General features: G+C 72.7%; 10 protein-coding genes. 5 read left to right on the top strand and 5 right to left on the bottom strand.

Features of this window, described 5'->3' with window-relative positions:
• The 3 genes from P3T39_RS12180 to P3T39_RS12170 form a co-directional block, all read left to right on the top strand.
• A partial coding sequence (locus P3T39_RS12180; protein WP_280697505.1) for a non-ribosomal peptide synthetase occupies positions 1-8140 on the top strand: 8140 nt, incomplete at its 5' end.
• Between the two features lie 105 nt (positions 8141-8245).
• On the top strand, positions 8246-9490 hold the full coding sequence (locus P3T39_RS12175) for an MFS transporter (protein ID WP_280697504.1): 1245 nt from the start codon (positions 8246-8248) through the stop codon (positions 9488-9490).
• A 123-nt stretch (positions 9491-9613) separates the two neighbouring features.
• Entirely contained in the window at positions 9614-10558 is a 945-nt protein-coding gene (locus P3T39_RS12170; RefSeq protein WP_280697503.1) for a ribose-phosphate pyrophosphokinase, read from the top strand.
• Positions 10559-10718: 160 nt separating this feature from the next.
• On the opposite strand, the gene P3T39_RS12165 is transcribed toward P3T39_RS12170, so the two are convergent.
• Entirely contained in the window at positions 10719-11633 is a 915-nt protein-coding gene (locus P3T39_RS12165) for a MerR family transcriptional regulator (protein ID WP_280697502.1), read from the bottom strand.
• Between the two features lie 250 nt (positions 11634-11883).
• On the opposite strand from P3T39_RS12165, the gene P3T39_RS12160 reads away from it, so the two are divergent.
• Positions 11884-13524, top strand: coding sequence for a serine/threonine-protein kinase (locus P3T39_RS12160; protein WP_280697501.1), 1641 nt, complete (start codon positions 11884-11886; stop codon positions 13522-13524).
• Positions 13525-13577: 53 nt separating this feature from the next.
• On the opposite strand, the gene P3T39_RS12155 is transcribed toward P3T39_RS12160, so the two are convergent.
• Positions 13578-13889 (bottom strand): hypothetical protein, encoded by a 312-nt coding sequence (locus P3T39_RS12155; RefSeq protein WP_280697500.1) that lies wholly within the window; start codon positions 13887-13889, stop codon positions 13578-13580.
• A 154-nt stretch (positions 13890-14043) separates the two neighbouring features.
• Here P3T39_RS12155 and P3T39_RS12150 point away from each other — a divergent pair, with 154 nt between their 5' ends.
• On the top strand, positions 14044-14538 hold the full coding sequence (locus P3T39_RS12150) for a hypothetical protein (protein WP_280697499.1): 495 nt from the start codon (positions 14044-14046) through the stop codon (positions 14536-14538).
• Positions 14539-14812: 274 nt separating this feature from the next.
• Here the strand turns inward: P3T39_RS12150 and P3T39_RS12145 are convergent, their stop codons facing one another.
• From P3T39_RS12145 to P3T39_RS12135, 3 genes are read right to left on the bottom strand one after another with little or no spacing between them, the layout of a single operon-like run.
• Positions 14813-15391: a sarcosine oxidase subunit gamma family protein gene (locus P3T39_RS12145; RefSeq protein WP_280697498.1), complete on the bottom strand. Its 579-nt coding sequence runs from the start codon at positions 15389-15391 to the stop codon at positions 14813-14815.
• Positions 15381-18248, bottom strand: coding sequence for a 2Fe-2S iron-sulfur cluster-binding protein (locus P3T39_RS12140; protein WP_280697497.1), 2868 nt, complete (start codon positions 18246-18248; stop codon positions 15381-15383). The genes P3T39_RS12145 and P3T39_RS12140 overlap by 11 nt, the downstream gene beginning before the upstream one ends.
• Positions 18245-18523 (bottom strand): sarcosine oxidase subunit delta, encoded by a 279-nt coding sequence (locus P3T39_RS12135; RefSeq protein ID WP_280697496.1) that lies wholly within the window; start codon positions 18521-18523, stop codon positions 18245-18247. Before P3T39_RS12135 ends, P3T39_RS12140 begins: the two co-directional genes overlap by 4 nt.
• Positions 18524-18539 lie beyond the last annotated feature (16 nt).

Here is an 18539-nt window from a genome sequence, read left to right as displayed (position 1 = left end):
CGCCATCTTCGAACACCCCCGACTCGACGACCTCGCCACCCACCTCGACCGACTCCGCACCCCCCACCCCACCGACAGTGCCACCACGGCCGCGCTGATCGAGCTGTGGCAGGACGTCCTCGGCACCGACACCATCACCCCCGATGACTCCTTCTTCGAACTCGGCGGCCACTCCCTCCTCGCCGCCGAACTCGCCGACACCATCTGCCAGCGCCTCGGCATCGACACCCCCGTACGCGCCATCTTCGAACACCCCCGACTCGACGACCTCGCCACCCACCTCGACCGACTCCGCACCCCCCACCCCACCGACAGTGCCACCACGGCCGCGCCGGAGCCCGACGACCACGCCGCAGCCGTGCCGGACGTGGAGCCGCAGTCGTTCCCCGCCTCCGGCTTCCAGGAGCGGATCTGGCTGGCCGAGCGGCTGGAGCCGGGTACCGCCGCCTACAACGTGCCGCTTGCCTGGCGCATACCCGGCGGGTTGGAGACCGCAACACTCGCCCGCGCGCTGGCGCTGCTGGTGTCCCGGCACGAGATCCTGCGCACCTCCTTCGTGGAGCGCGACGGCCGCCTGCGGCAAATCGTCGATGAGCCGTGGTCCCCGCAGCCGGACTTCCTCGACCTGCGGGACCGCGACGACCGGGACGAGGTGCTGCAGGATCGGCTGAACCGTCTGGCGCACCACGAGTTCGACCCCGCCTCCGGGCAGCTGCTGACGGCGGCTCTGGCCCAGCTGGGCGAGGACGACCAGGTGCTGTTCGTCTGCCTGCACCACCTGGTGTGGGACGGCGAGTCGGCCGGGGTCTTCCTGCGCGAACTCGCCGACTGCTACGCCGCCGTCAGCCCGGCCGAGGCGTCCCCGCAGACCCCGCAGACACGGCCCGCCACGCAGCCCCTGCTCACCGAGCCCACCGCCGGGGCGGTCCACCCGGCCTCCGCGCACCAGGGCCGGATGGGCTTCATCGACCACTTCGAGCGAGGTGTGGTCTACGAGGGTTCGCCCGTCTACCACAACCTGCCGCTGTACGTCCGGCTCGACCGGGCGCCCGACCCCGCGCTGCTGCGCGAGGCCGTGACCCGGGTGGAGCTGGCCCATGAGGCGCTGCGGACCAACCTGGTCCTCGTCGACGGCCGGATCGCCCAGCGCGTCAGCGCCGAGGCCCGGGTGGCACCCCGGTGGTTCGAGCAGGTCCCCGCCGACGCCGACACCGTCCCGGCGGCCCTGCGCGACTGGGCTGCCGAGCCCTTCGAGCTGGCCGTCGAGCCGCTGCTGCGCCTGGCCGTCCAGCCGTCCGCCGACGGCGGGGCGTGGCTCGCCCTGGTCGGCCACCAGGCGGTGGTGGACCGGATCTCGCTGACCGTCGTCGCCGAACAGCTGCTGGCCGCTCCCGACGCTCCTTCGGCCGACGCGCCCGGCTACCGCCAGTGGCTCGATGCCATCCCGCAGGACCGCAAGCAGCGCGATCTCGCGGCGCGTGCCCAGGAGTTGAGCGGCGAGATCGACCCGCTGCGGCTGCCCGAGCGCCGCCCCCGCGAGGCGGTGCACATCTACCAGGAGCAGTCCGTACCGCTGCGCCTGCCCGCCACCCTGCCGCTCGCCCGGTTCGCCCAGGAGCAGGGGCTGAGCCAGGAGGAGGTGCTGCTCGCCGCGTTCACCGTCCTGCTGAGCTGGTACTCCGGCCAGGAGGAGATGGTGCTCGGCGTCGCCGACACCGGCCGCCGGGACGGGCACGACGCGGTCGTCGGGCCGTTGGCGAACCTGCTGCCGCTGCGTCTGCGCGCCGCGGTCTCGGCCTCCTTCCGGGAGGTGGCCGCCGAGGCGGGCCAGGCCCTCGGTCTCGCCCGCAGTCACCCGCTGGCGCCCTTCGACGAGCTGGTGGCGCTGGTCGACCCCGACAAGGACATGAGCAGGACCGCCCTGTTCGACGTCTTCTTCTGCTACGCGGCCGGACCGCGCACGCTGAGCTGCCCCGACGGCGCCCGCGCCGTCCTGGTCGAGGAGGGCAGCGGCTACGGCAAGTACGACCTGACGCTCTTCCTGCGCCCTGACGGCGCCGCGCTGGACGGGCGGCTGGTCTTCAACGGCCTGTACTTCGACGAGTCGCAGATCGAGCTGATGGCCGAGCACTACGTGCGGCTGCTCGAGCAGTTGCTGGCCGCGCCGGACCGGCCGGTCGGGGTGGCCGATCCGCTGACCGAGCAGGAGAGGCATACCCAGCTGGCGGTGTGGAACGCCACCGAGGCGGACTACCCGCAGACCACGCTGCACGCGCTGGTGCGCGAGCAGGCCGGGGCACGGCCTCGGGCGGTGGCCCTGTCCTGCGAGGGAGAGCGCCGCAGCTACGCCGAACTGCAGTCGCGCGCCGAGCTGCTGGCCCGCGCCCTGGTGGCGCGCGGTGTCCGGCCGGGCGAGCTGGTGGCCCTGCTGCTGCCCCGGGGGCTGGTGCAGGCCGAGGCGATGCTGGCGGTGCTGCTGGCCGGGGCGGCGTATCTGCCGATCGACCCGACGGTGCCGCCCGAGCGCCAGGCGTTCATCCTCGCCGACTCCGGCACCCGCTGGGCGGTGGCAGCCGACGCGGAGTCTGCGGGTCGACTCGGTTTCAAGGGAAGCGTGGTGACGCCCGAACAGCTCGCGGCGGCTCCGGACGCCGAGGGTGCGGTGCTGCCCGAGACCGGCCCCGACTCGCCCGCCTACTGCATCTACACCTCCGGTACCACAGGCCGCCCCAAGGGCGTCGTGGTCAGCCATCGCAACGCCGTCCGGCTGATCCGCAACGACCGCTTCCCGTTCAGCTTCGGCCCCGCCGACGTCTGGACGATGTTCCACTCGTACGCCTTCGACTTCTCCGTGTGGGAGCTGTTCTGCGGGCTGGCCCACGGCGGCCGGGTCGTCGTCGTCCCCGAGGACCAGGCGCGCGACGCACGGCAGTTCTGGGAGCTGATCCAGCGTGAGCGGGTCACCGTGCTCAACCAGACCCCCAGCGCCTTCCGGCAGCTGCTCGCGGTCGAGGAGGAGGCCCCCGCCCTGCTCGACCACCTGCGCTACGTGATCTTCGGTGGGGAGCAGCTCCAGCCGGCCATGCTCGGCGGTTGGCTGGAGTGCCGACCGCAGGTCCGCCTGGTCAACATGTACGGGATCACCGAGACCACCGTGCACGTGACCGTACGGACCGTCACCCGGGCGGACGCCGACGCCGACCGCAGTGTGATCGGCACACCGATCCCGACCACCACCGTCCACCTGGTCGACCCGCGCGCCCGCGGGCGGCTGCTGCCGGTGGGTGCGGTCGGCGAGATCATGGTCGGCGGCGCGGGCGTCGCCGGCGGCTATCTGGAGCGTCCCGAACTGACCGCCGAGCGCTTCGTGCCCGATCCGTTCGGCGAGGGCACCCTGTTCCGCAGCGGCGACCTGGCCCGCTACCGCGCTGACGGCTCCCTGGAGTACCTGGGCCGCAGTGACTCCCAGGTCCAGCTGCGCGGCTACCGGATCGAGCTCGGCGAGATCCAGTCCTGCCTGCGCGAGCACCCGGCCGTGGCAGAGGCTACGGTGCTGGTCGAGGACGACCGGCTCATCGCCTACCTGCAGCCCGTGGGCGAGCCGCCGACCGGGGCGCAGCTGCGTCTGCATCTGGGCGCCAAGCTGCCCCAGTACATGATCCCCGCCCAGTTCCGCACGGTGGCGGCGATCCGGCTGACCGTCAACGGCAAGCTGGACACGGCGGCCCTGCGCGCCGCCGGCGTGCCGCTGGAGAGCGCCGGGACGAGCGAGCCGCGCACGCCGACGGCACGGGCCCTGGCCGTGATGTGGGCCGAGCTGCTGGCCGTCCCCTCGGTCGGCGCGGAGGACTCGTTCTTCGCCCTCGGCGGGCACTCCCTGCTGGCCGTGCGGCTGCTGAGCCGGATCGCCCGTGACTTCGGCCCCACCCTGCCGCTGCGGACCCTCTTCGAGTGCCCCCGTCTGCAGGACTTCGCCGACCTGGTCGACGGCCAGGGCGGCCGGGTCCCCGAGACCGGCGCCACCGTCGGCCGGGAGCCGACCGGTGATCTGCTGCCGGCCTCCGGCTTCCAGGAACGCATCTGGCTGGCGGAGCGCGCCGCCCCCGACGACGCGCGTTACAACGTGGTGCTCGCCTGGCGGGCCCACGAGGGCCTGGACGCCGGGCTGCTGCGCCGGGCGCTGGACGATCTGATCCGGCGTCAGGAGGTCCTGCGCACCAGCTTCGTGGAGCACCGGGACCGACTGCGCCAGCTGGTCGGCGAGGCCTGGATCCCCGAGATCGAGCTGCTCGACCTGCGGGCCGCCGCCTCGCCCGACGCCGGGCTGCGGGCCTGGCTCGACCAGGCCGCGCGCCGCCCCTTCGATCCGGCCTCGGGCAGGCTGCTGCGGGTGGCCCTGGCCGACACCGGCGGCACGGGCCGCGTCCTGATGCTCTGCCTGCACCACCTGGTGGTCGACGGCGAGTCGGTCCCGGTGCTGCTGCGCGAGTTGGAGCGGTCCTGGAACGCGGCGGCGCAGGGCCGGACGGCCGAGCCGCCCGCCGTCCAGTACCGCGACTTCGTGGCGGACCAGGAGGCCGAGCGGAGCAGCGCCCGACGGGCCGCCGACATCGCTCATGCCACGGACCGGCTCGCCGGAGCCCCGGCGTACGCCCGGCTGCCCGAGCCCGCAGCGGCCGGGCCCAACGGCGCGGTGGCCATCCCACTGCCCGCGGACACCATGACGCGGCTGCGCCGGCTGCAGGCCGAGCAGGGCGTGTCCTGGTTCATGGCGGCCGCCACGGCGCTGGCCGTCCTGCTGCACCGCTGGACCGGCCGTCCGGACGTCACCTTCGGTGTGCCCGTCTCCACCCGCGACCGCGGCCGCTTCGCCGAACTGCTCGGCCCGTGCCTGGACTTGACGGTGCTGCGCTCTCGCCCCGCCGAGGACACCACCCTGCGGGAGCTGCTGCAGGCGATGCGGTCCGAGGTGCTGGACGCCTTCGAGCACCGCAGCGCCCCGTTCGACGAGCTGGTGGAGCGGCTGCAGCCCGAGCGGCGCCCCGGCCGTACGCCCTACGCGGATGTCGCGCTGAACATGAACCTGCTGAGCGGTCGCCGCACCGTGCTCGGCGGCGGCGAGTTGACCCCGCTGTTCTTCGACTCCTTCTGGGAGCAGGAGACCAAGTTCGCGCTGACCGTGACCCTCTCCGAGCAGGACGGCCTGCTGTCCGGAGCGTTCTCCTACCGGGGCGATCGGTTCGCTGCCGAGGACGTCCGCATGCTGGCCGAGGCCTTCGGCCGACTGCTCGCCGGGCTGCCCGAGCTGCTGGACCGGCAGCTGGACGGCCTCGGGCTGCCGGCTCACTCCTCCGACGAGCCGGTCCGGTCGGTACAGGTGACCGGAGCCGGTCTGCCGGAGCCGGTCGTGATCGCCCCTGGCGGGCGGGTCCAGTACCGGGACTACGTCGCGGCCCAGGAGGGCCGGCGGGACAGTGCCGGGCGGGCGGACGACCTCGCCTACTGGGCCGACCACCTGGCCGGGGCACCGCCCTACCTGGACTTCCCCACGCCCCGCAAGAGCGGACCCAACGGCGCCGTGCCGATCCCGCTGGCCGACGGCCTGCTGGAGCGCTGGCGTCCGCTGCAACAGGAGCACGGCTTCACCCCGTACCTGACGGCCGCCACCGCCCTGGCCGCTCTGCTGCACCGCTGGACCGGTCAGGACGACGTGGTGTTCGCGGGGCCGCTCGCCCACCGCGACGCCCCGGAGTTCGCCGATCTGCTGGGCCCGTGCCTGGACACGGTGGCACTGCGCTCGCGTCCCGCCGAGGGCGCGACGGTGCTCGACCTGCTGCACGCGATGCGCGCCGAGTTGCTGGGCGCCTACGAACACCGCGGCGCGCCCTTCGAGGACATCGTGGACCGCCTCAACCCGGCCCGTCGGCCAAGGCGCACCCCGTACGCCGATGTCCAGCTGAGCCTGGAGACCGCCGGAGCCGAGCCGCCCACCCTCGCGGGCCGTCCACTGACCCCGTTCGCCTTCGACCGGCAAGGCGCTGGATTCATCGGCAAGCTCGGTCTGACGGTGGTCCTCACCGTCAAGGACGGCGCGATGAGCGGAGTGCTGACCTACCGCGGCGACCGCTACCGGCCGGCCGACGCTGCCCAGTTCGCCGCGCTGCTCGGTCGGGTGCTGAGCACGCTGCCCGACCGACTGCACGTCCCGATCGGCGAGCTGGACCTGATCGGCACCGACCTCGCACCGCTGCGCGCGGCGGAGCAGGGGCCGGCCGCGTCGCCCGTCACCACGGTGCCCGAGCTGGTGGCCCGCTGGTGCGCGGAGCAGCCCGACGCACCGGCGGTGGAGACGGCGGACGGTGTGCTCGGCTACCGCCGCCTGGCCGAGCGGGCCACCGCGCTCGCCGACCGGATCCGCCCGCACCTGCGCGGCACCGACCCCGTGGTCGCGCTGATGCTGGGACGCGGCGCGGAGCTGCCGGTCGCGATGCTGGCCGCCTGGCAGGCCGGGGCGGCGTTCTGCCCGATCGAGCCGGGGCATCCCTCGGCCCGGGTCGACTTCATCCTGGACGACCTGGACGCCTGCGCCGTGCTGACCGACGACCCGTCGGTCAGCGAAAGGCTCGGCGGCACGGGCCGGACGGTGCTCGGGGTCGCCGGGCACGAAGCCGACGATGCGGGTGCCACCGGATCCCCGGTACCGCTGCGCGCTCCGGCCCCCGAGTCCACGGCCTACGTCATCTACACCTCCGGCACCACCGGCGAGCCCAAGGGGGTCGCCGTCCGCCACCGCGGGCTCGGCCAACTCGTGCTGTGGGGACGCGAGTCCTTCGGTCTGGGACCGGACGACCGGATCGCCCAGGTGCTCAGCCCCGGCTTCGACGCCTCGCAGTGGGACATCTGGTCGGCCCTCGGTTCGGGAGCCTGCCTGGTCCCCCTGGAGGGTCCGATGGTCGTCCCGGAGCTTCCGGGCTGGCTGGACGAGCAGCGGATCACGTCCTGCCTGGTGATGACACCGCTCGCCGAGGCGATGTGGAGCGCCGGCAGCCCCGCCCCCCGTCACCTGCGGCACCTGCTGGTGGGTGGCGCGGCCTTCACCCAGTGGCCGCCGGCCGGCCTCCCGTACCGGGTGCGCAACGTCTACGGCCCCACCGAGAACACGGTGTTGGCGCTGCACCACGAACTGGCCGCCGACGGTGAGGGCCCGCTGAACCGGCTGGGCCGGCCCCTCGCGGGCGTCGAGGCCCTGGTCCTCGACTCCGAGGGCCGGCGCTGCCCGGCCGGTGTGGTGGGCGAGATCTGCCTGGGCGGCGCTCTGGTGGCCGCGGGCTACTGGCGCCGTCCGGAGCTCACCGCTGAGCGCTTCGGCCCCACCGGACCGGACGGCGAGCCCGGGGTGGTCTACCGCACCGGCGACCTCGGCCGACGGCTGACCGACGGGACGCTGGAGTACCTCGGCCGTGCCGACCGGCAGGTGAAGATCCGTGGCTACCGGATCGAACCTGGCGAGATCGAGACCGCCCTGCTGGAACAGCCCGAAGTGGTCCAGGCCCTGGTCCAGGCGGACCCGAGGCGCTCCCCGGCCCTGGCGGCCTACCTGGTCGCGGGAACGGAACCGCGCCCGGCAACCGCCGAGTTGACCCGCCGGCTGCACTCCAGGCTGCCCGCCTTCATGGTCCCCGAGGCCGTGGTCTGGCTGGACGCACTCCCGCTGAAGCCCAACGGCAAGGTCGACGAGGCCAGGCTGCCCCAGCCGCAGCGGGAGGACCTGGCGGCCCCCACCGCCTGGGTGGCGCCCAGCGCGGGTCTGGCGCAGCGGATCGCCGAGGTGTGGTCACAGGTGCTGGGCCTGGCCGAGGTCGGCGCCCACGACAACTTCTACGACCTCGGCGGCAACTCGCTGCTCCTGGCGAAGCTGCACAGCCGGCTGACCGCCGCGCTGGAGCGGGACCTGCCGATCTCGCAGCTGTTCGAGCATCCGACGGTCGCGGCACTGGCGGACGCACTCGCCGACCGCCCGCAGACGGGCACCCGGGCGAAGCCGGACGGCTCCCGGAGCGCTTCCCGGGTCGACATGCGCGACCGGGCTGCCCGGTCCAGGACCGCCGCCGCTCTGCAGGCACAGCGTCTCCGACGATGACGGCGTCCCCTCCCGGCCCGTGCCGCACCCGAGACCTCCTCGGGTCGCGCGGCACGGGCCGGGAGGGGCTCGGGCATCGGCACTCCACCAACCGAAAGGGATGACATGGGATCGACGACTCCCGCCGCTCCACCGGCCCAGGCGGCCGCAGCCGGCCGCCTGGGCACGCTACGAACCCTGCTGTGCGCGGAAGTGCTGTCGATGACGGGATCCCAGTTGAGCGCCGTCGCGCTGCCGTGGTTCGCCCTGCAGAGCACCGGGTCGCCCGCCGCGATGAGCCGGGTGATGGCGGCTCAGATGGTCGCCGTCGCGGTGTTCGGGCTGCTGGGCGCGACCCTGGCGGGACGCCTGGGCCCCAGGAAGGTGCTGCTGTTCTCCGACACCGCCCGCGCACCGCTGGTCGCCCTGGTGCCGCTCCTGCACGCGGCCGGTCTGCTCAGCATGCCGGTGTTCATGGTGCTGCTCTTCGCGATCGGCTCCTTCTTCGCCCCGTACGTGGCCAGCCAGCAGGCCATCCTGCCCGCCCTCGTCGGGGACGACGAGACGCTGCTCAGCAAGGCCAACGCGCGCCTCCAGGGCGCCACCCGCCTCACCATCCTGCTCGGTCCGCCGACCGCCGGACTGCTGATCGCGGTGATGGGGGCCCCGGCCGTGCTGTTCCTGGACGCGCTCAGCTTCATGGCCTCCGCGCTGCTGCTCCGCTGGGGCCTGCCGCGCGACCTCGCCATCGCGGTCGCGCCACGCCGCGGCCGGCTGCGCGACAGCCTGGCCGTACTGGTCAAGGACAAGTTGCTCGGCCGGTGGACGGTGGCCCAGATCCTCGGCGAGGGCGCCTGGCAGGCCCTGTTCGCCCTGATCCCGGTCTTCGTGCTGCTCCGGCACGGCTCGTCGGCCCTGTCCGGTGTCCTGCTGGGTGCCTTCGGCGGTGGCGCGCTGCTGGGCACCTTCCTGGTCGGGCCCGCGCTGCACAGGCTGTCCAATCTGCGCCTGGCCGTCCTCGGCCGCGTCGGCCAGGGCATCGTCTTCCTGACGCTGCTGCTTCCGCTCGGGCCCCTCTCGCTGGCGGTCTTCCTCGCCGTGGTGGGCCTGTTGAACGGCCTGTCGAACGCTCCGATGGTCGCGGTGCGCACCGCCGCGATCCCGGCGCCGCTGCGCTCCTCCACCCTCACCGTGATCGCGGCCAGCGCGCTCTCCGGCGGCACCCTGGGCCTGGCCGCGGTCGGCACCGCAGTGGAGTCCGCGGGCATCGCGCGGACGTTCATGGGCCTGGCCGTCGTCCAGGTCTGCGGGGCCGTGCTCTTCCTGCTGGGCGCCGCGGCCGCACCCCGCCCCAGGGCGGCAGCCGGCTGACCCGCGTCACCGTGCTCACCCTCGGATCATCGCCCGCCATGACGTGATGGCATGTCAGGCCGCTTGTTCCTGAGCCAGTAGCATGTGGCTGGCATCCCAGGTTGATCACGTGAGGAGCGGTTCGTGCGAGACATCGCCGTGTTCAGCGGTAGTGCCCACCCCGAGTTGGCGGCGGAGGTCTGCGCTCAGCTGGGAGTGCCGCTCAGCCCGGTGCGGGTCGACCGATTCGCGAACGACTGCCTGGAAGTCCAGCTGCAGGCCAACTGCCGTGAGCGCGACGTCTTCCTGATCCAGCCGCTGGTCACACCCGTGCAGGAGAACCTCGTCGAGCTGCTGCTGATGTGCGACGCCGCGCGGGGCGCGTCGGCGGGTCGCATCACCGTGGTGATGCCGCACTATGCCTACGCCCGCTCGGACAAGAAGGACGCTCCACGGATCTCGATAGGCGGGCGCCTGGTGGCCGACCTGCTGGCAACCGCCGGTGCCGGCCGGGTACTGGCCGTGACCCTGCACTCGCCGCAGGTGCACGGGTTCTTCTCCGTCCCGGTCGACCACCTGCACGCACTGCGCGAACTGGCCGAGCACTTCCGCCGCTACGACCTGTCCCGGACGACCGTCGTCTCGCCGGATCTGGGCAACGCCAAGGAGGCCGCGGCCTTCGCCCGGCTGCTGGGCGTGCAGGTGGCCGCAGGCGCCAAGCAACGCTTCGCCGATGACCGGGTCACCATCAGCTCCGTCATCGGTGAGGTCGCCGACCGCGACGTCATCGTCCTGGACGACGAGATAGCCAAGGGCAGCACCGTTCTGGAACTCCTGGACCGTCTCCGCGAGTTGGGCGCCCAATCCGTTCGCATCGCCTGCACGCACGGGCTGTTCACCGCCGGTGCGCTCAAGCGCCTGTCCGACCAGCCCGACGTGCTGGAGATCATCTGCACCAACACCGTCCCGATCCCCGCCGAGGACCGCACCGACAAACTGCGGATCCTCTCGATCGCGCCGGCGCTGGCCGAGGCGGTCCGACGCATCCACAACGGCGAATCGGTGAGCGCCCTGTTCGACGCGTCCTGATGGGAGGCTGAAGTCTCCCATCAGGACCGGCCCACCCGGCGTCTCGCCGGCAACGCCACAGCCCCGCAGCCGGCAACGCCGACCGCCGTGATGGCGTGGTGGTTGGGGCAGCCTGTCCGACCCGGACTGCCCCTCCGCAGCGGAGATTCGCCAACCACGGCTATTGGGTGGGGCCGCCCGGAACAGGGGCTGGACGGGCGATCTGGGCCTTCAGGGCGACGCAGAGCCAGTAGTGGGCAGCGCCGGCGGTCGGCTCCGCCGGGCCGGACAGTTCGGCGGCGAGTTGCCAGTAGCGGATGATGACGGGATCGGCGCTCCGGGCGAGCAGGCCGGCGAGCCGGCGGCGGAAGGCGGGGGTGTCCCGCGTGCCGCGTGAGTGGGCGTGGGCGGAGACGAAGCAGTCGAGTGCCTCGCCTTCGTGCGGTGGCCGCTGTGCCCGCAGGTCCATCGAGGCCAGCGCGTACGCCTCGCCGAGACCGTCGTAGAGCACCGCCGGGCGGTAGTCCTCGTCGGGCCGGCGCGGATTGGTGGCAGGGCACGGAGCTGTGGCGATGGCGTGCAGCCGGGCGAAGGCCAGTACCTGGGCCGGGGTCGGATCGGCGGGGAGCTGCGGAACAGCCGCGTCGAGGACCATCGAGGCCAGCCGGGCCGGAAGTCGTGCGGGTAGCGTGCGCCGCCAGAAGCGGGCCAGCGCGGCCGTGTCGGGCGGGGTGGTGACGGCGCCGATCAGGCGCAGTCGGTCGGGGCGTTCGTGAGCGGTGGAGTCGCGGAGGAGCTGGAGGGCGGCTTCGCGCCAGCGCAGGGCGGTCAGTTGGGAGCCGAGTTCGCGCAGTTGCTCCGCGATGACGTCCTCCAGCGTGTCCTCGTGGTCGAGGACCCGGCCCACCTCCGAGACGGGCAGGTCGAGGGTGCGCAGGGAGCGGATCAGGTGGAGTCGGTCGAGGGCTTCGGGACCGTAGCGGCGGTGGCCTCCGGTACTGCGGGTGGTTTCGGGCAGCAGGCCGCGGTCGGAGTAGAAGCGGACGGTCTTGACGGTGACGCCCGCGTGTTCGGCGAGCTCTCCGATGCTCCACATGCCGTCAGGGGACAAGGCTTGAACCTCCCTCAGGGGGAGTTCCTACCGTACTGGTGTGCGCGGGCGGCCCGTGAGGCCGGCCGCGCGGACCGAGGTCTCATTCATCTGGGCCGGTGTCAGCGGCGCCTGGTGATGTGGGCGGCTGGGCCGACAATGGTGAGATGCTGAAGTTGCTGCCTGAGGTTGTTGCGCTGAAGGGCCGGCAGACCCCCTGCGGGCCTGACCGGGCCGGACCCATACGATGACCGCCATGAACACAGGGGGGCCGAACACCCAGCTCATTGATGGTCGCTTCGAAGTCCTGGAGCGGCTCGGCGGCGGAGGCATGGGACTGGTGTGGCGGGCCCGCGACACCGCGTTGCACCGCGAAGTCGCACTGAAGGAGGTACGCCCTCCCGACCCGGCGCTGCTCGAAGGCGACCCGAAGGCCGCGCGCGTGCTGCGCGAGCGGGTGCTTCGCGAGGCCCGTTCGCTGGCCCGTCTCAACAACCCCCACGTGGTGACGATCTATCACATCGTGGACCTGCCCGAATTCCCGCATCCTTGGCTGGTCATGGAGCTGGTGACCGGCGGCTCGCTGCACGAGCGGCTGGCGCGAGGCCCGATGTCGCCGGCCGAGGCGGCCCGGCTCGGCCGAGGTGTGCTGTCCGCGCTGAGCGCCGCTCATGCGGCCGGTATCCAGCACCGCGATGTGAAGCCCGGGAACGTCCTGCTGCGCCCCGACGGCACGCCGGTGCTCACCGACTTCGGCATCGCCGCCCTGCGGGAGTCGACCAGTCTGACCACCACCGGTTCGCTGATCGGCTCACCCGAGTACATCGCCCCCGAGCGGATCCGCGGCGAGGAGGGCAACCCCGCCTCGGACCTCTGGTCGTTGGGGATGATGCTCTATGTCGCCGTCGAGGGCCACCATCCGCTGCGGCGCGCCACCAGCCTCGCCACGCTCGCCGCCGTGCTCGATGAGCCGGTCCCGCCGCCCGTGCGCTCCGGACCGCTCGGCCCCGTGCTCTCCGCGCTGCTGGTCCGGGACACCGCGGCCCGGCCGGACGCCGAGCAACTCGACCGGCTCCTCGCCGCGGCCGAGTCAGCGGCCGGGCCGGGGCCCGGGTCGGCCGCCGGAGCCGTGTCCGAGGCCGAGCGCGCCGCGCTGGAAACCCTGAGGCTGAGCGCGCAGCCCGGCACGCCCTCCCGGACGCGGCTGGACGGCGTGCACCCCGAGCTGCCCGAGGATCTGCCGCCGCCCTCCGGCGGCCCGTCGCAGCGGCACCGGACACCGGCTGGGACGGTCCGGCCCCGCCCGGTCCGGCTCCAGGCCAGGCGCAACGCGATCCGGTCCAGCTGGGCCATGGGCACGGTGCTCGCCGCCGTGGTGGCATACGTGATGCACTACGGCTTCCAGGACTTCGCGCCGAGCAGCACCACGCCGACCCCCTCCGACACCGGCCCGGGCCTGGTCACCCCGCAGGGTGTGCGCTCCGTGGTCCAGGCCATGAGCCCGGTGATGGGAGGCACCCAGGTCGCGAGCTTCGAGGTCTACCAGGACCACGCAGCCGCAGCCGCTCCGACCGCGGCGAATCCGAGGCTCTTCGACCGGTTCGACTACCGCAAGGGCAAGACCACCCACAGTGCACTGGGTGGCGGCACCATGGGCACAGAGGACAGGACGGTGGACCTCCAGTCCGTCAACTGGGACGCACTCCCCGGGCTCCTGCAGCAGGCCGCCACCACCCTCGGCATCCAGCACCCGACCGAGGAGTACGTCGTCGTGCAGTACGACACGTTCAACCCGGGGCCCGCCGTACTGGTCTACGTCACGGACGCGTACGGCAGCGCCTACCTGTCGGCGGACTTCAAGGGCCTGGTGAAGAGGACCAACCCGCGCCCCGGGTGAACCGGTGCGGCCACGCTCCGGGTTCGGCGTGCCGCACCGGCCCCCGGCGGGCGCTACTGCGCGAACGCCTTCAGCTTGCGGAACTCGCGCACCGCGAGGAAGAGGATGAGGAGCGCGATGGCGGCCAGGACGAGGGTGACCGTGGTCTGGCCCAGCCTGTTCATGAGGTTCGCCAGCCAGGCGCCCCGGCCGTGGTGGTGCTCGCCTGCTATCTGGTCGTCCCAGAGCGAGGTGTTGAGGGCGACGGCAAGGCCCACGGTGACGAGGAAACCCATGACGTACCCGTAGAAGCCCGCGCCTCCGTCGTGTTCGTCCTCTTTGTTCTCTTCGTCGTCGATGACTCGGGTGTTGCTGGTGTCGGACATAGGGGCGACTCTAAGCCCCGGCCTTCGGCCCTGCTGACACCCCGTCGAAGCCGGGATCCGAAGCGCTCATGAATCAACTGTGCATTTGTGTCCGGTTTCTGTAGCCTGACGCCCTCATGCTGCACGAACAGCACTACTGGAAAGGCGACAACACGTGTCGCAGAACCCTGGACTGACCAGCAAGCTCGATTCCGTGGAGGGGCTCAAGGAGCTCCTCGGCGGTGGACTCTTCGGGCGACGGGCCAAGAAGAACCACGACCTGTTCTCCCGTGCGAGCACGAAGGGAGTGGCGCGCGCCAGCGTCCTTGCCACGCGTGACTACGGCGACAGCAACGTCTACCACGTCGTGGCGTTCAGCACCGGACCGGACGCCATACCCGAGGCGCGGCTCGCCGGGCTGAGGGAGCAGGCCGAGAGCATCGCCGACGAGCTGCGTACGCATGGCTACTTCTACTACGACACCCCGACGGTGTGGGACGGCGACGACCGGATCTGGATCAGCAAGAAGCCGCTGTTCCGCGATCTCAGTGTGCCGACGGAGGGCGTCTACGTCTTCCCGCTGCAGGAGAGTGGAACCGCGGGGACGCCGTCCGACGTCTCCTGGGCCGTGGTCGACGGCAAGCTGCACATCGCGGTGGTCTCGGCGTAGCAGCGAGCGAGCCGAACCGCTCTGTCCCGGGCCGTCGGCCCGGGGCCTTCGGCAGTTGAGGATTGGTAATTGGCGTCTCCTCAACCGTTGTTCCAGGCGTTTCGGGGACAAGAGCTGCCCGTGCGATGTCACCGATGCCGGCGGCGTGATCGCGTACCGGCGGGCCCCGCGCATACCGCTACTCGACGGATAGATAACGTGCAGCAGGTCGTAACCGCACAGCGCCTGCGAACCGGCTCAGCGCCTCCAGGACCATCCGCACGGTGAGCGCCGGTCAACCGATCAGCGCCGTGTCCGACATCGCGTCGAGCAGCCAGTCGGCGAGGTAGCGCGCGAACGAGCCACGGACGAGCAGTCGGTAGCGCGGCTCGGCGTCCAGTTGGTCGAGCACCACGTTGACCTTGGAGACCAGGGTCTGCGCGCAGCGGCCCGGCGTGAACGCGCGCGGGTGCAGATCCAGGGCGCAGCCCTTCTCGAGCACGGTGCGGGCACCGGGCCCGGACAGTTCGAGCGTGGTCCGGTTGGCGGAGACGTCCACCAGACAGGCGTGCTCGCCCGGCAGGGCGGTGCGGATCCGCCCCTCGGTGTCCGGAGCGGCGCCGTCCGGGCCGACGATCAACCACTCGTCCGGGCCGAGCCAGAGCAGCCGCAGGTCACCGGAGTCGGTGACGGTGTTCGGCTCGGTCGGCAGCGCTGCGCCCAGGACCTCGGCGACGCGGGCAGCGGCTCCGCCGCCGGGTGCGAGGCGGAGGTTCAGCTGGGTGAGGAAGGGGATCTCGCGCAGCCGTACTCCGTGGCCGAGCGTCTCGGGGAGGTCGCCGAGCGGACTGCGCCGGAGGCCGTCAACCGTCACGGCGGGCTCCCTTCGGGTCGAGGAGGACGGGTTCGGTGACGGTGGCGGCGACCAGGCGGCCGTCGGGCAGCGGCGCGTAGACCTTCTCCCCGATCCGGTCCCGGCCGCGCTCGACGAGGGCCAGCGCGAAGGTGCGCCCCAGTGCGGCGCTGCGGTAGCTGGAGGTGACGTGGCCGATCATCCGGACCGGTGGGCCGGTCAACGCGGTTTCGTCGGCGATGAGTTGGGCACCTTCGGGGAGCAGCTCGGCGCGGTCCAGCGGGAGCAGTCCGACGAGCCGGCGGCGGTCGGCGCGGGCGGTGTCCGCGCGGCGGAAGGAGCGTTTGCCGATGAACTGCTTGTGCTTGGCGACGATCCACTCCATGCCGAGGTCCTGCGGGGTGACGGTGCCGTCGGTGTCCTGCCCGACGATGGGGTAGCCCTTCTCGGCGCGCAGCACGTGCATGGTCTCGGTGCCGTACGGGGTGATGCCGTGCCCTTCGCCCGCGGCGAGCACCGCCTCCCAGACGGCGAGGCCGTACCAGCTCGGCACGTTGATCTCGTAGGCGAGTTCACCGGAGAAGGAGATGCGGCAGATCCGGGCCGGGATGCCGTTCGACAGCGTGGCCTGACGTGCCGTCATGAACGGGAAGGCCTCCTTGGACACGTCCAGGTCCGGTGCGAGGTCTGCCAGGACCGCTCGGGACTCGGGCCCGACCACCGCGACCGTGGCCCACTGCTCGGTCACCGAGGTGCAGTGGACCCGCAGTTCGGGCCACTCGGTCTGCAACCACTCCTCCAGCCAGTCGAGCACGGCGGCGGCATTGCCCGTGGTCGTGGTGAGGTAGTAGTGGTCGTCGGCGAGGCGTACGGTGACGCCGTCGTCGAAGACCATGCCGTCGGGGCGGCACATGATGCCGTAACGCGCCGACCCCACGGCCAGTCCGGCGAAGCCGTTGGTGTAGACACGGTCGAGGAACGCTCCGGCGTCTGCGCCGATGACGTCGATCTTGCCGAGCGTGGAGACGTCCATGGCGGCCACAGCGCCACGGGCCGCGCGGCACTCGCGCAGCACGGCGGCGTCCATGTCCTCTCCGGGGCGCGGGTAGTAGCGGGGGCGCTTCCACTGGCCGACGTTCTCGAAGACCGCGCCGTGCTCGGCGTGCCAGGGATGGATCGACGTGGTGCGGACGGGGTCGAAGAGCCCGCCGCGCTCGCGGCCGGCCAGGAGCGCGAAGGAGACCGGGGTGTACGGGCCGCGGAAGGTCGTGGTGCCGACCTCGGCCGGTGAACTCGCGCCCAGGAGCCTGGAGATGACCCCGATCGCGGTGGGCCCGGCGGCCTTGCCCTGGTCGTGCGCGGTGCCGATGGTGGTGTAGCGCTTGATGTGCTCGATGGAGCGCATCCCGGCCCGGATCGCCCGGTGCACGTCCGCGACGGTGGCGTCGCGCTGCGAGTCCACGAAGTGGTCGCGCCAGGTGGCCGGTTCGCCCTCTTCGGCCGGTACCAGCCAGACCGGTCGCGGCAGGGCGGGCCGCGGGTCGCCGACGCTCGGCGGTACCGGCGGGGCGGCGGCTTCGAAACCGGCGAGCGTCGCGGCCTCCGCTCCGGCGGCGGACCCCTCGCGCAGGCAGCCGGCCAGGTCGTAGGTGCCGCGCGCGGCTCCCACGGCCCGGACCTGCTGCGCCGCCTGCGCGGGGACGAAAGCGGCGAGCGCCTCGTCGAAGCGCAGACTGCCGCGGGACTGACTCCACAGGTGCACGGCGGGGCTCCAACCGCCGGAGACGGCGAGCAGGTCGCAGCCCAACTCGCGTACCGGCCCCCGGAGAGTGTCGTCGGGGGCGAGTTCGGCGATGCGGGCCGAGGCGATCCGGGTGTCGCCCGAGGTACCCACCACGGCCGAGCCGGCGAGCACCTCGATCCCGGCCCGGCGGGCGGCTTCGGCCAGGGCGACGGGCGGCTGCGGACGGGTGTCGACCAGCGCGGCCACCTCGACGCCGGCGGCGGCCAGGTCGAGCGCGGTGCCGTAGGCGTGATCGTTGGTGGTGAGGACGACCGCTCGGCGGCCGGGCAGCACGGCGTACCTGTTGAGGTAGCTGCGCACTGCGGCGGCGGACATGACCCCCGGGCGGTCGTTGCCCGCGAACACCATCGGGTGCTCGTGCGCTCCGGTGGCCAGGACCACCTGGCGGGCGCGGACGTGCCAGAGCCTCCCTCGGCCGGCGGCCGGGAGGGGCTGCGGGCCGAGGTGACCGGTACGGCGTTCGGCGATCAGCAGGTAGTTCTGGTCGTGGTAGCCGATCGCCGTGGAGCGGGTGAGGATCCGTACCTCGGCCGTGTCGGACAGCTCGGCACGGACGGCTTCGACCCACTCCAGGGCCGGCCGGCCGCCGATCTCCTCGTGCCCGCTGAGCAGGGCGCCGCCGAGTTCCGGCTGGTCGTCGACCAGGACGGTGCGGGCCCCGGAGCGGGCGGCGGCAAGAGCGGCGGCGAGTCCGGCCGGGCCGCCGCCGATGACCACCACGTCGGCGTGGCCGTACATCTTGTCGTGGACGGCCTCGTCGGACGCCTGATCGAGCCGGCCCAGTCCTGGGAGGCTGGTGGCCGACAGTCCGTCGTGCAGCTCCACCGTGGTGGCCGCCAGCATGGGCTCGGCGACCTGCACCAGCGCGTGGGGCTCGTCGACGCCGGCGGTGGCGATCCCGCGCGGACGCCTGCGGTAGAGGCTGGGCGCGACCTCGATCACGCCGTTGGCGAGCAGCGCCGAGGCGAGGGTGTCGCCCGGGTACCCGGTGTACTCGGTACCGTCGAAGGTGAACCGGACGGGGGTGCTGCGGTCGAGACGTCCGCCGTCGGCGAGGCGGTGGGGCTGGGTCATGCGATCACCGGCTTCGGCCGGCCGGCCGGGTGGACGGCCAGGATCTCGTGGGTGACGGTGTGGCGGACCACGTTGAACCAGCGACGGCACCCGGCGGCGTGCGACCAGCGTTCCGCGAACGGCCCCTTGGGGTTGTCGCGGACGAAGAGGTACTGGGCCCACTCGGCGTCGGAGAGTGCCTCGGGGTCGCTCGGGTAGGCGACATGGGCCTGGCCGCCGTAGTGGAACTCGACCTCGTCACGCTCGCCGCACCAGGGACAGGCGATGAGCAGCATGCGTCCTCCCGCAGGG

It is taken from the genome of Kitasatospora sp. GP82 (assembly GCF_029892105.1).
GTDB lineage: Bacteria > Actinomycetota > Actinomycetes > Streptomycetales > Streptomycetaceae > Kitasatospora.
Note: the sequence above shows the minus strand (reverse complement) of the source record. Positions and strands in the feature narration are given on the sequence as shown.

Bases quoted from the DNA above. Each gene is read 5' to 3' on its own strand.
- P3T39_RS12175 (WP_280697504.1), top strand. From the start codon at position 8,246: ATGGGATCGACGACTCCCGCCGCTCCACCGGCCCAGGCGGCCGCAGCC.
- P3T39_RS12165 (WP_280697502.1), bottom strand. From the start codon at position 11,633: ATGTGGAGCATCGGAGAGCTCGCCGAACACGCGGGCGTCACCGTCAAG.
- P3T39_RS12160 (WP_280697501.1), top strand. From the start codon at position 11,884: ATGAACACAGGGGGGCCGAACACCCAGCTCATTGATGGTCGCTTCGAA.
- P3T39_RS12155 (WP_280697500.1), bottom strand. From the start codon at position 13,889: ATGTCCGACACCAGCAACACCCGAGTCATCGACGACGAAGAGAACAAA.
- P3T39_RS12140 (WP_280697497.1), bottom strand. From the start codon at position 18,248: ATGACCCAGCCCCACCGCCTCGCCGACGGCGGACGTCTCGACCGCAGC.
- P3T39_RS12135 (WP_280697496.1), bottom strand. From the start codon at position 18,523: ATGCTGCTCATCGCCTGTCCCTGGTGCGGCGAGCGTGACGAGGTCGAG.